Origin of the sequence: Delftia sp. PE138 (assembly GCF_018320755.1) — a bacterium.
Lineage (GTDB): Bacteria > Pseudomonadota > Gammaproteobacteria > Burkholderiales > Burkholderiaceae_C > Comamonas > Comamonas tsuruhatensis.
In genome coordinates, this window is the sequence record NZ_JABEPN010000002.1 from 36,386 (window position 1) to 49,032 (window position 12,647).

A 12,647-nucleotide genomic window follows, 5' to 3' on the forward strand; every position below is an offset into this window, starting at 1 on the left:
CGCAGGCGCGGGCGCATCCCGTTTCTTGCACCGGTGCGGCGCCAATGCGGGCCGCACTCAGTCTTTGCCCAGGTCCAGGTGTGCGAACAGGTCGGCCAGCGTGGGCGTGGAGCGTGCGGGCCAGATGGCGCTGAGGTCCAGGCTGGGCAGGGACCGGCCATCGCGCACTTCGCAAAATCGCACGCCGCGAAAGTCCATGGAGCGTATCCAGCTGGGCAGCAGTGCCACGCCGCAGCCGCCGGCCACGCAGGCCAGCACGGTGAGGGTCCGGTTGGCCTCCTGCGCCACATGGGCTTCGTGGCCTGCCTTGCGCAGCGCGTCGAGGATGCCGGCATGCAGCACGGGCAGCTGGGCCTGCGGGTACATGACCAGCCCGGCCTCGGCGATCTGCGCCAGGCTGACCTGGCCGTCCTCGCCGATCTGGAATTCGTCGGGCACGGCGGCCACCAGGCGCTCGCGCAGCAGCTGGCGCTCGCGCATGCGCCCGCCCACGGCCACGGGTGTGTGCATGAGGCCGATGTCGATGGCGCCGGTCTGCAGGGCCTCGGCCTGCTCGGCATTGCTCATCTCGCGCAGGATGACGCGCACGCCGGGCGCCTGCTGCCGCAGCGCGCGCAGGGCGCGGGGCAGGGTGCCGAACAGCGCCGAAGACACCAGGCCCACGGTGAGCTGGCCTGCACTGCCCCTGGCGATCTCGCGCGCGCGGCTGGCGGCGGCATCTATGCGGGCCACGCTGGTGCGCACGTCATCCAGCATGGCCAGGGCGGCCGGCGTGGGCAGGGCGCCCTGGCGCGAGCGCTGGAACAGCTGCACGCCCAGGTCTTTCTCCATGCGGGCCAGGGTCTGGCTCAGCGCGGGCTGGGCAATGCCCAGCCAGTCGGCTGCGCGGCTGACGCTGCCCTGGTCCACCACCGCCAGAAAGTAGCGCAGATGCCGGGTTTCCATATCGATCCAGTATGAATAAATCCATTTTGAAGAATGGAAATATATATCCCCCCTTCCTAGAATCCGGCCGCATACCCCCTGCGCCGCATCCTGTGCCGCGCCACCCGCAAGGAGTTTTTCCCCGTGTCTGCCCTGCCCAGGTTCGCCATTGCGTCCAGCGTCGATACCCACGCCCATGTCTTCGAGCGTGGCCTGCCCATGCCGGATGCGCGCCGCTACGCGCCCGACGAGGACGCGCCCCTGGGCACCTATCTGCACCTCCTGGACACGCACGGCCTGGCCCATGGCGTGCTGGTGCAGCCCAGCTTTCTGGGCACGGACAACAGCTACCTGCTCCAGGCGCTGCGCGCCCAGCCGCATCGCCTGCGCGGCGTGGCCGTGGTGGATGAGCGCACGGGCAATGAACAACTGCAGGCCCTGGCCGATGCCGGCGTGGTGGGCATGCGCCTGAACCTGATCGGCCTGTCTTTGCCCGATCTGAATGCGCCCGGTTGGCGCCGCGTGCTGGAGCAGGCCAACACCCTGGGCTGGCATGTGGAGCTGCACCTGCAGGCCGGGCGCTTGCCTGACCTGCTGCCCACCCTGCTGGCGGCCGGCTGCCGCGTGGTGGTCGACCACTTCGGGCGTCCTGACCCGGCCCTGGGCGTGCGCGACCCTGGCTTTGGCTATCTGCTGCAACAGGCCGGCAGCGGCCGTGTGTGGGTCAAGCTGTCCGCGCCCTACCGCATCTGGCCCGCCGCCGACTGCGCCGCCTCGGGGCGGCAGGCCACCGCGCAGTTGCTGCAGGCCTTTGCGGCCGAGCGATTGCTCTGGGGCAGCGACTGGCCGCACACCCAGCACGCGGGCCAGGCCAGCTATCCGGCGGCCGTGCGCTGGATGCACGACTGGCTGGACCCGCTGGACGATGCCGCCTCGCTGCAGGCCGTGCTGGGCCGCAGCGCCGTCGAGCTGTTCCGATTTCCGAGCCCGATTCAAACCCAAGGAGACACACCATGAAATCCCTGTCCAGACGCACCGCCGGCCTGTGGGCGGCCGCAGGCCTGATCTCGGCCGTTGCCGGCATGGCCGCGCCAGCCGTTGCGGCTGCAGCGGCCAACTACCCCGAGCGCCCCGTCACCCTGGTCGTGACCTATCCGCCGGGCGGCACCGTCGATGTGGTGGCGCGCCTGATCGGCCCCCGTCTGTCTGCCGAGCTGGGCCAGCCCGTGGTGATCGAGAACCGGGGCGGGGCAGGTGGCATGATCGGCGGCGCCCAGGTGGCCAAGGCCCAGCCCGACGGCTACACCCTGATGCTCGATGCCTCCAACCACGCGCAGAATCCCGCCATCCACGCGCGCATGCAGTTCGATACGCTCAAGGCCTTCGCGCCGGTCTCGCTGCTGCTGCGCGTGCCCAATGTGCTGGTGGTGGCGCCATCGTCCCCCATCAAGAGCGTGCAGGACCTGATCCAGGCCGGCCGCTCCGAGGCGGGCGGGCATCTGTACTTTGCGTCGGCAGGCCCGGGCTCGGCCCAGCACCTGGCGGGCGAGCTGTTCAACCTGCTGGCCAGGACGCAGCTGCACCATGTGGCCTACAAGGGCGGCGGCCCGGCCATGATGGACGTGATGTCGGGCCAGGTGCCGCTGATGTTTGCCAGCATGGGCTCGGCCTGGCAGCACGTGAAGACCGGCAAGCTGCGCGCGGTGGCCGTGGGCGGGCTGGAGCGCTCCAAGGCCGCCCCCGAGCTGCCGACCATTGCCGAGTCGGGCGTGCCCGGCTACGAGACCTACGAGTGGAACGCCATCTTTGCGCCGGCCGGCACGCCGCCCGCCATCGTGAACCGGCTGTCCACGGTGCTGGCCAAGGTGCTGCGCGAGCCTGCCATCGTGGAGCGGCTCGCTGGCATAGGTGCCGAGCCCATAGGCTCCACGCCGGCCGAGCTGGAGACATTCCGCCGCGCCGAGATCGCCAAATGGCAGAAGGTGGTGAAGGACTCGCGGCTCAAGCTGGACTGAGCGCGTGCAGGCCAGAAAGCGGACCATTGCGGTCTGCTGTACACCGCAGGCAGCCCTGGCGCGTTGAGCAGGAACGGGCGCTGGCTTGAACGGGTTCTTACACCTTTTCAGGCGCAATGGCCCATGCGGCCCCAGGCGCTTGGTAGAAACGGGGCCTTTCCTGTTTCACCCCTTCAAAAGAACATGGCCATGCTCACCTTGCGATCCACCTTGCGCGCCGCGGCCGCCCTTGCGCTGGCCTGCTCGGCCCTTGCGGCCCAGGCGCAGACCTATATCAGCGGCTCGGTCTCGGGCCAGCTGGCTCCGGGTGTCTACGGCACCGTGGACATAGGCAATGCCCCGCCTCCGCCGCTGCTGTACCAGCGGCCCGTCATCATCGCGCCGGCGCCCATGGCCCCGCCGCCGGTCTACATGTGGGTGCCGCCCGGCCATGCCAAGCACTGGGGCAAGCACTGCGCACGCTACGGTGCCTGCGGTCGCCCGGTGTACTTCCTGCGCAATCCGCCGCCGCACTGGCGCGCCGGGCCGCCGCGCCACGATCCTCGCTGGCGCGAGGAGCGCCGCCACCGCGAATGGGAGCACCGCCGCGATGACCGCCGCTGGGACCGCCACGACCGCCACGATCGGCATGACCGCCACGACGACCACCGCGGCCGCGGGCATGGCCATGATCGCGGCCGGGGCCATGACCGCGATTGAGCGTCACTGCGCCCCAATAAGTTGTATCAAGCAGTTGCGGCGCCCCGGCGTCGCAGCCTGCGGCCCAGGCTTGGCGTTGAGCTATGCCGGTTTGCTATAGCTGCTAGCGGGCTTGCCCAGTAGTGCCTGGCCCGCGCCATGCTCACAATAGCTGTCATACCCATACTGATAGAGACAGCCATGCAAACGGCCATTCCCTGCCTGCTGATGCGGGGCGGTACTTCCAAGGGCCCTTTCTTCCGGGCCAGCGATCTTCCCTCCGACCTGCCCACGCGCGACCGCGTGCTGCTGGCGGCCATGGGATCGCCCGACAGGCGCCAGATCGACGGCGTGGGTGGCGCGCATCCGCTGACCAGCAAGGTCGGCATCGTCAGCCTCTCCGACAAGGAGGGCATAGACCTCGAATTCCTCTTCGCCCAGCTGCAGCCCGACAAGGACACGGTGGACACCACGCCCAACTGCGGCAACATGCTGGCCGGCGTGGTTCCCTTTGCGCTGGAGACCGGCATGGTGCAGCCGCGTGGCCAGACCAGCACCTTCCGCGTGCTGACACTCAACACCGGCATGGCGGCCGACATCACGGTGCAGACGCCCGGCGGCCAGGTCGAGTACGAAGGCTCGGCCCGCATCGACGGCGCGCCCGGCAGCTCGGCACCCATCGAAATCAGTTTCCTGGACACGGCCGGCTCGGTCTGCTCTGGCCTGCTGCCCACGGGCAAGCCCCGGGACACGGTCACGGTGACGGGCGAGGGGTTCGAGCCCTTCACGCTTGACGTCACCTGCATAGACAACGGCATGCCGCTGGTGATCTTCAAGGCGTCCGATGTGGGTGCCACCGGGCAGGAGACCGTGGCCGAGCTCAACGCCGACACCGACCTCAAGCGCCGCATCGAGGCGCTGCGCCTGCAGATCTCGCAGACCATGGGCCTGGGCGATGTCTCGGCCAAGAACTACCCCAAGATGACGCTGATCGCGCCGCCCCAGCATGGCGGCGCGCTGACCACGCGCAGCTTCATCCCCCATGTCTGCCATGACGCCATCGGCGTGCTGGCGGCCGTCACCGTGGGCACGGCGGTGAAGATGCCGGGCACCGTGTGCGAGGGCGTGGCACAGCTGCAGCAGGGCACGGGTCCGCTCACCGTCTCGGTGGAGCATCCCACGGGCGAGTTCAGCGTCACGCTGGACAGCGACCCGGCCCATCCCGACGTGGTGACCAAGGCGGCCCTGCTGCGCACGGCGCGCCTGCTGATGCGTGGCGAGGTCATGGTGCCGCGCTCGGTCTGGGACGGCCGCAGGCAGGACTGAAGAAACAGCGCAGGGGCTTGCCGGCCTCTGCGGTGCAAGGGGCGGGCCGCGCGCGCAGATGCGGTATCCGCCAGGCTGAGAGACAGTGGAAGAGACAAGTCATGACATCCGTCCAGAAGGACGCCGCAGCAACCGGCGTCAATGTGCAGACCCTGCTCAACGAGCACCCGTTTTCGGGATTCCAGTGGGTGATCTTTGCGCTGTGTTTCCTGATCGTTCTGCTCGATGGCTTTGATACGGCGGCCATCGGCTATATCGCGCCCTCGCTGATCACCGAATGGGGCGTGAGCAAGCCCGCGCTGGCGCCCGTGCTCAGCGCTGCGCTGTTCGGCCTGGCCGCAGGCGCGATCTTCTCGGGCCCGCTGGCCGACCGCCTGGGCCGCAAGACCGTGCTCGTGGGCTCGGTCGCGGTGTTTGCCGTGGCCTGCCTGGGTTCCGGCTTTTCCCCCGACATCTGGACCCTGGCCGTGCTGCGCTTCGTCACCGGCCTGGGCCTGGGCGCCGCCATGCCCAATGCCGTCACGCTGATGAGCGAGTACTGCCCTGATTCGCGCCGTGCCACGCTGACCAACGCCATGTTTTGCGGATTTCCGCTGGGCGCGGCCTTCGGCGGCTTTCTGGCGGCCTGGATGATCCCGCATTTCGGCTGGCGCAGCGTGCTCATCCTGGGCGGTGCCGCGCCGCTGCTGCTGCTGGTGGCCCTGGTCGTGCTGCTGCCTGAATCCGTGCGCCACATGGTGGCCAACAACTACCCGGCCGATCGCATCCGCAAGGTGCTGGCGCGCATTGCCGGTGATGCCGTGCAGGGCGTGCAGCGTTTCGTGCTGACCGAGGCCAGGCCCGAGGCCCAGGCCGGCAGCGGCATGGGCGTGGTGCTGTCGCGCCAGTACCGCGTGGGCTCGGTGATGCTGTGGATCGCCTACTTCATGGGCCTGGTCATCTTCTACGCGCTGATGAACTGGATGCCCGTGCTGTTCAAGGAAGCGGGCCTGGACCCCAAGACCGGCACCCTGGTGGCGGCGCTGTTCCCGCTGGGCGGCGTGGGCGCCGTGCTGTTCGGCTGGCTCATGGACCGCTTCAATGCCAACCGCATCATCGCCATCGGCTATGCGCTGACGGCGGCCTCCATCTGGTGGATAGGCCAGACGGCCGGCCACCTGGGCTGGCTGGTGGTGGCCGTCTTCCTGGCCGGCACCATCATGAACACCGCCCAGTCGTCCATGCCGGCGCTGGCCGCCGCCTTCTATCCGACACGCGGCCGCGCCACGGGCGTGGCCTGGATGCTGGGCATCGGGCGCTTCGGCGGCATCGCGGGCTCTTTCCTGGTGGCCGAGCTGTCGGCGCGCCACATGGCCTTCAGCGAGATCTTTGCCGTGGTGGCCATTCCTGGCGTGATCGCCATGGCCGCCCTCATCATCAAGCAGTACAGCAGTCCCGAGCCGCAGGGCGGCGCGGTGCCTGCCGCACCCCTTCATTGACACATTTCCACCCCATAAAGACGCAGGAGACCCTCCGATGATCATCGACGTACACGGCCACTACACCACCGCGCCCGCGGCCCTGGGCGCCTGGCGCGACCTGCAGATCGCGGGACTCAAGGACCCGTCCAAGGCCCCGCGGGCCAGCGAGCTGAAGATCAGCGACGACGAGATCCGCGAGACCATCGAGACCAACCAGCTCAAGCTGATGAAGCAGCGCGGCTCCGATCTCACCATCTTCAGCCCGCGCGCCAGCTTCATGGCGCACCACATCGGCGACTTCGAGACATCGAGCACCTGGGCCGCCATCTGCAACGAGCTGTGCTACCGCGTCAGCCAGCTGTTCCCCGATCACTTCATCCCGGCCGCCATGCTGCCGCAGTCGCCCGGGGTGGACCCCAAGACCTGCATTCCCGAGCTGGTCAAGTGCGTGGAGCAGTACGGCAACGTGGGCATCAACCTGAACCCCGATCCGTCAGGCGGCCACTGGACCTCGCCCCCGCTGTCGGACCGCTCCTGGTACCCCATCTACGAAAAGATGGTGGAGTACGACATCCCGGCCATGGTCCACGTCTCCACCAGCTGCAACGCGTGCTTCCACACCACGGGCGCCCACTACCTGAATGCCGACACCACGGCCTTCATGCAGTGCCTGACCAGCGACCTGTTCAAGGACTTCCCCACGCTCAAGTTCCTGATCCCCCATGGCGGCGGCGCCGTGCCCTACCACTGGGGCCGTTTCCGCGGCCTGGCGCAGGAACTCAAGAAGCCGCTGCTGGACGAGCACCTGCTCAACAACATCTTCTTCGACACCTGCGTCTACCACCAGCCGGGCATCGATCTGCTGACCAAGGTGATCCCGGTCAAGAACATCCTGTTCGCCAGCGAGATGATCGGCGCCGTGCGCGGCATCGATCCGACCACGGGCCACTACTACGACGACACCAAGCGCTACATCGAGGCCACGGCCAACCTCACCGAAGAAGAGCGCTACCAGGTCTACGAAGGCAACGCGCGCCGCGTGTTCCCGCGCCTGGACGCCGCCCTCAAGCAAAAGGGCCTGTAAGCAGGCCGCCACCACAGATCAAGGAGAGCACCATGTACGAACTCGGTGTGGTTTACCGCAACATCCAGCGCGCCGACCGCGCGGCCGCCGACGGCCTGGCCGCCCTGGGCTCGGCCACCGTCCACGAGGCCATGGGCCGCGTGGGCCTGCTCAAGCCCTATATGCGTCCCATCTACGCGGGCCAGCAGGTCTCGGGCACGGCCGTCACCGTGCTGCTGCAGCCCGGCGACAACTGGATGATGCATGTGGCCGCAGAGCAGATCCAGCCCGGCGACATCGTGGTCGCGGCCGTGACCTCGGAATGCACGGACGGCTACTTCGGCGACCTGCTGGCCACCAGCTTCCAGGCGCGCGGCGCGCGTGCGCTGATCATCGACGCCGGCGTGCGCGACGTGAAGACGCTGCAGGAAATGAACTTCCCCGTGTGGAGCCGCGCCATCTCCTCCAAGGGCACGATCAAGGCCACGCTGGGCTCGGTCAACATCCCCGTGGTCTGCGCAGGCATGTGGGTCACGCCCGGCGACGTGATCGTGGCCGACGATGACGGCGTGGTCTGCGTGCCCGCCGCCAAGGCCGCCGAAACCCTGGCTGCCGCGCAAAAGCGCGAGAGCTTCGAGGGCGAAAAGCGCGCCAAGCTGGCTTCCGGCGTGCTGGGCCTGGACATGTACAAGATGCGCGAGCCGCTCGAAAAGGCCGGCCTTCGTTACATCGATTGAAGGAGGGAACATGAGCGCTTTTGAAAAGACCCCCGGCTGGCTGGACTGGTACGCCGGCCCCTCCAAGCCCAAGTTCCAGGTGCCCGCAGGCGCTGTCGATGCCCACTGCCACGTCTTCGGCCCTGGCGATGAATTCCCGTTCGCGCCCGAGCGCAAGTACACGCCCTGCGATGCCAGCAAGCAGCAGCTGTTCGCGCTGCGCGACCACCTGGGCTTTGCGCGCAACGTCATCGTGCAGGCCACCTGCCACGGCGCCGACAACCGCGCCATGGTCGATGCCTGCAAGGCCGCCGGCGGCAAGGCGCGCGGCGTGGCCACGGTGCGCCGCAGCGTGACCGACGAGGAACTGCAGGAACTGCACGCCGCCGGCGTGCGCGGCGTGCGCTTCAACTTCGTCAAGCGCCTGGTGGACTTCACGCCCAAGGACGAGCTGATGGAGATCGCGGGCCGCATCGCCAAGCTCGGCTGGCATGTGGTCATCTACTTCGAGGCCGTGGACCTGCCCGAGCTGTGGGATTTCTTCACCAGCCTGCCCACCACCGTGGTCGTGGACCACATGGGCCGCCCCGACGTGAGCAAGCCCGTGGACGGGCCCGAGTTCGAGCTGTTCCTCAAGTTCATGCGCGAGCACCAGAACGTCTGGAGCAAGGTCAGCTGCCCCGAGCGCCTGTCCGTCACCGGCCCCAAGGCGCTGGACGGCGAGCAAAATGCCTACCGTGACGTGGTGCCCTTCGCCCGCCGCGTGGTCGAGGAATTCCCCGACCGCGTGCTGTGGGGAACCGACTGGCCCCACCCCAATCTGAAGGACCACATGCCCGACGACGGCCTGCTGGTCGATTTCATCCCGCACATCGCCCCCACGGCCGAACTGCAGCGCAAGCTGTTGGTGGACAACCCCATGCGCCTTTACTGGCCCGAAGAGGCCTGAAGGCGACCATGTCCGGCCTGGGTGCCGGACATATTCAAGGAGATATCCATGGCATTGGACAAACCCTATCTGGACGTGCCCGGCACCATCATTTTCGATGCCGAGCAGTCCCGCAAAGGCTACTGGCTCAACCAGTTCTGCATGTCGCTGATGAAGGCCGAGAATCGCGAGCGCTTCAAGGCCGACGAGCGTGCCTACCTGGACGAATGGGCCATGAGCGAGGAGCAGAAGCAGGCCGTGCTGGCCCGCGATCTGAACTGGTGCATGCGCACGGGCGGCAACATCTACTTCCTGGCCAAGATCGGCGCCACGGATGGCAAGAGCTTCCAGCAAATGGCCGGCTCCATGACCGGCATGTCGGAAGAGGAATACCGCAACATGATGGTGAGCGGAGGCCGTTCGGCCGAAGGCAACCGCCGCGTGGGCGAGGAGGGCGATGCCCAGGCCCACCGCCAGCCGCAGGGCAAGGCCGGCAGCGTGGACAAGAACAACAAGGAAGGCAACTGAAATGGCGCGCATCACCGCATCCGTCTACACCTCGCATGTGCCCGCCATCGGCGCGGCCATGGACCTGGGCAAGGTGGGCGACCCCTATTGGCAGCCGCTGTTCAAGGGCTTCGAGCACTCGCGCCAATGGCTCAAGGACAACAAGCCCGACGTGATCTTCCTGGTCTACAACGACCACGCGACCGCGTTCAGCCTGGACTTCATCCCGACGTTTGCCATCGGCACGGCCGCTGAATACCAGCCCGCCGACGAAGGCTGGGGCCCGCGCCCCGTGCCCAAGGTCATCGGCCATCCGGAACTGGCCAGCCACATTGCGCAGTCGGTGATCCAGCAGGACTTCGACCTGACCATCGTCAACAAGATGGACGTGGACCACGGCCTGACCGTGCCGCTGTCGCTGATGTGCGGCGAGCAGGACGCGCGCACGGGCGCCTGGCCCTGCCCGGTGATTCCGTTTGCCGTCAACGTGGTGCAGTACCCCGTGCCGTCGGGCCAGCGCTGCTTCAACCTGGGCCGCGCCATCCGCCGCGCCGTGGAAAGCTTCGACGAAGACCTGAACGTGCAGATCTGGGGCACGGGCGGCATGAGCCACCAGCTGCAGGGCGCGCGTGCGGGCCTGATCAACAAGGAGTGGGACAACCGCTTCCTGGACCTGCTGATCGAGAACCCTGCCGGCCTGGCCAAGATGCCGCATATCGACTACGTGCGCGAGGCCGGCTCCGAAGGCATCGAGCTGGTGATGTGGCTGATCGCGCGCGGCGCCATGGCCGATGTGGATGGCCCCGCGCCGCTGCCCAAGGTCAACCACCGCTTCTACCATGTGCCGGCATCGAACACCGCTGTCGGGCATCTCATCCTGGAGAACGGCTGAGGCCCCCGCGTTCATCACTGCGTGTATTCACTGCCCCCCGAGGGGGCCTTCGCCTCCTTGAGGCGGCTCTACGGAGACTCATATGAGCAACAAGACCATCAAAGTCGCCCTGGCGGGCGCCGGTGCCTTCGGCATCAAGCACCTGGACGGCATCAAGAACATCGACGGCGTGGAAGTCGTCTCCCTGGTGGGCCGCGAGCTGGCCAAGACCCAGGAAGTGGCCGACAAGTACGGCATCCAGCATGTGACCACCGAGCTGGCCGACAGCCTGGCCCTGCCCGAGGTGGACGCCGTCATCCTGTGCACGCCCACGCAGATGCACGCCGCCCAGGCCATCGAATGCCTGAAGGCCGGCAAGCATGTGCAGGTGGAGATCCCGCTGGCCGACAGCCTCAAGGACGCGCAGGCCGTGGCCGATCTGCAAAAGCAGACCGGCCTGGTGGCCATGTGCGGCCATACGCGCCGCTTCAACCCCAGCCACCAGTGGGTGCACAAGAAGATCGCGGCCGGCGAGTTCAACATCCAGCAGATGGATGTGCAGACCTACTTCTTCCGCCGCACCAACATGAACGCGCTGGGCCAGGCCCGCAGCTGGACCGACCACCTGCTGTGGCACCACGCTGCCCACACCGTGGACCTGTTCGCCTACCAGGCCGGCAGCCCCATCGTGAAGGCCAACGCCGTGCAAGGCCCCATCCACCCGGAACTGGGCATTGCCATGGACATGAGCATCCAGCTCAAGGCCGCCAATGGCGCCATCTGCACGCTGAGCCTGTCGTTCAACAACGACGGCCCGCTGGGCACCTTCTTCCGCTACATCGGCGACACCGGCACCTACATTGCGCGCTATGACGACCTGGTCAACGGCAAGGAAGAGAAGATCGACGTTTCCAAGGTCGATGTGTCCATGAACGGCATCGAGCTGCAGGACCGCGAGTTCTTCGCCGCCATCCGCGAAGGCCGCGAGCCCAATTCCAGCGTGGCTCAGGTGCTGCCCTGCTATCAGGTCCTGCACGACCTGGAAAAACAGCTCACCCCCTGAGCCGCTTCGCGTCTTCCCCCTGAAAGGGGGACGACACCCTCGGTGCGGGGCGGCCCTTCCTCGGTGTCTCTGAGTTGGGCCGCGCCAGTTTTACGCGTATTTGATCGTAGGAGAGCGATGCCACTTGGGCGTGGCACGACGATCATGTTTCCACCCGGAGTACCGCAATGACCGATTCCTCCTCCAGCAGCCGGGAAGACGTGCCCGAGGCGTCCAATCGCCTCGGGATCGACGGCATAGAGTTCATCGAGTACACGACCAGCCAGCCCCAGGCCCTGGGCCAGGTGCTGGAGGGGCTGGGTTTTCGCCCCGTGGCGCGGCACCGCTCGCGCGAGGTGACGCTGTACCGGCAGGGGGACATGAACCTGGTGGTCAATGCGGGCGCCGCCGATGTGCTGGCCCATGCCGCGTCCGACGGGCAGCCCGTCATCTCGGCCGTGGCGCTGCGCGTGCAGGATGCCCTGCAGGCGCATACGCGCTGCATCGAGCTGGGAGCCTGGGCGGCGCCCAGCCAGGCCCAGGCGATGGAGCTGCACATCCCGGCCATCCACGGCCCGGGTGGCAGCCGCTTCTACTTTGTCGATCGATGGCAGGAGTTCTCCATCTATGACATCGACTTCAAGCCCGTTGCCGGGGCCGATCCCCATCCGCCGGCGCTGGCCGGCCTGGGCTATTTCGGCGTGGTCCAGTACATAGGGCGTGGCCGCAGCGCCGACTGGATCACCTACTTCGAACGCATGTTCGACTTCCACCTGCTGCCCGATGCGCAGCGCTTCGGCATCCTGCCCAAGGGCAAGCTCATGCGCAGTCCTTGCAAGCGCTTCCTGTGGCAGCTCATCGAGCCCGATCCGGGCCTGGAGTGGGACGACATGCCCGAGCGCCTGCAGCGCATCGGCCTGGGCACCACCGACGTGCCTGCTGCCGTGCAGGCCTTGCGCCAGCGCGGCGTGGAGTTCGTGGAATCGAGCCGCCTGCACCCCGATGACCGCGGCGCGCTCACGCGCAACGCCATGGGCACCGTGGTGTTCGAGCTGGTGCACCGCGACGCCTAGCGCAAAGCCTGGCGCGCCGCCGTCCGATTCAACCGCCGATACAC

At 67.5% G+C, this 12,647-nt stretch carries 13 protein-coding genes; 12 read left to right on the forward strand and 1 reads right to left on the reverse strand.

What is annotated here, in order from left to right; genetic code table 11:
- Nucleotides 1–57: 57 nt before the first annotated feature.
- A complete protein-coding gene (locus HFGMBDPB_RS09100; RefSeq protein WP_016450439.1) occupies nucleotides 58–945 on the reverse strand; it encodes a LysR family transcriptional regulator in 888 nt (295 codons plus the stop codon).
- 123 nt (nucleotides 946–1,068) lie between these two features.
- On the opposite strand from HFGMBDPB_RS09100, the gene HFGMBDPB_RS09105 reads away from it, so the two are divergent.
- The 12 genes from HFGMBDPB_RS09105 to HFGMBDPB_RS09160 all read left to right on the forward strand — a co-directional run bounded on the left by HFGMBDPB_RS09105 (nucleotide 1,069) and on the right by HFGMBDPB_RS09160 (nucleotide 12,603).
- Complete coding sequence (locus HFGMBDPB_RS09105; RefSeq protein ID WP_212645274.1) at nucleotides 1,069–1,941, forward strand: amidohydrolase family protein; 873 nt, start codon at nucleotides 1,069–1,071, stop codon at nucleotides 1,939–1,941.
- Nucleotides 1,938–2,939: a tripartite tricarboxylate transporter substrate binding protein gene (locus tag HFGMBDPB_RS09110; RefSeq protein ID WP_212645275.1), complete on the forward strand. Its 1,002-nt coding sequence runs from the start codon at nucleotides 1,938–1,940 to the stop codon at nucleotides 2,937–2,939. The genes HFGMBDPB_RS09105 and HFGMBDPB_RS09110 overlap by 4 nt, the downstream gene beginning before the upstream one ends.
- Nucleotides 2,940–3,122: 183 nt before the next feature.
- The gene (locus tag HFGMBDPB_RS09115; RefSeq protein ID WP_016450436.1) at nucleotides 3,123–3,638 is read left to right on the forward strand and encodes a hypothetical protein; all 516 of its coding nucleotides are present in this window, start codon (nucleotides 3,123–3,125) and stop codon (nucleotides 3,636–3,638) included.
- A gap of 180 nt (nucleotides 3,639–3,818) precedes the next feature.
- Nucleotides 3,819–4,943, forward strand: a complete 1,125-nt coding sequence (locus HFGMBDPB_RS09120; protein ID WP_212645276.1) for a 4-oxalomesaconate tautomerase — start codon at nucleotides 3,819–3,821, stop codon at nucleotides 4,941–4,943.
- A 101-nt stretch (nucleotides 4,944–5,044) separates the two neighbouring features.
- Nucleotides 5,045–6,421 carry an MFS transporter gene (locus HFGMBDPB_RS09125; RefSeq protein WP_133073722.1) on the forward strand — a complete coding sequence of 459 codons (1,377 nt, stop codon included), beginning with the start codon at nucleotides 5,045–5,047 and terminating at the stop codon, nucleotides 6,419–6,421.
- A gap of 37 nt (nucleotides 6,422–6,458) precedes the next feature.
- Nucleotides 6,459–7,487, forward strand: a complete 1,029-nt coding sequence (locus tag HFGMBDPB_RS09130; RefSeq protein WP_016454681.1) for an amidohydrolase family protein — start codon at nucleotides 6,459–6,461, stop codon at nucleotides 7,485–7,487.
- A gap of 32 nt (nucleotides 7,488–7,519) precedes the next feature.
- A complete protein-coding gene (gene ligK / locus HFGMBDPB_RS09135) occupies nucleotides 7,520–8,203 on the forward strand; it encodes a 4-carboxy-4-hydroxy-2-oxoadipate aldolase/oxaloacetate decarboxylase (protein ID WP_012206250.1) in 684 nt (227 codons plus the stop codon).
- A 10-nt stretch (nucleotides 8,204–8,213) separates the two neighbouring features.
- Nucleotides 8,214–9,131: an amidohydrolase family protein gene (locus tag HFGMBDPB_RS09140; RefSeq protein WP_212645277.1), complete on the forward strand. Its 918-nt coding sequence runs from the start codon at nucleotides 8,214–8,216 to the stop codon at nucleotides 9,129–9,131.
- Nucleotides 9,132–9,179: 48 nt separating this feature from the next.
- Nucleotides 9,180–9,638, forward strand: coding sequence for a protocatechuate 4,5-dioxygenase subunit alpha (gene ligA / locus HFGMBDPB_RS09145; protein WP_016450431.1), 459 nt, complete (start codon nucleotides 9,180–9,182; stop codon nucleotides 9,636–9,638).
- 1 nt (nucleotide 9,639) lies between these two features.
- Nucleotides 9,640–10,509 carry a class III extradiol dioxygenase subunit beta gene (locus tag HFGMBDPB_RS09150; RefSeq protein WP_047472058.1) on the forward strand — a complete coding sequence of 290 codons (870 nt, stop codon included), beginning with the start codon at nucleotides 9,640–9,642 and terminating at the stop codon, nucleotides 10,507–10,509.
- An 82-nt stretch (nucleotides 10,510–10,591) separates the two neighbouring features.
- Nucleotides 10,592–11,551, forward strand: a complete 960-nt coding sequence (locus tag HFGMBDPB_RS09155) for a Gfo/Idh/MocA family oxidoreductase (protein ID WP_016450429.1) — start codon at nucleotides 10,592–10,594, stop codon at nucleotides 11,549–11,551.
- A gap of 167 nt (nucleotides 11,552–11,718) precedes the next feature.
- Nucleotides 11,719–12,603 (forward strand): hypothetical protein, encoded by an 885-nt coding sequence (locus HFGMBDPB_RS09160; RefSeq protein WP_016451438.1) that lies wholly within the window; start codon nucleotides 11,719–11,721, stop codon nucleotides 12,601–12,603.
- Nucleotides 12,604–12,647: the final 44 nt, after the last annotated feature.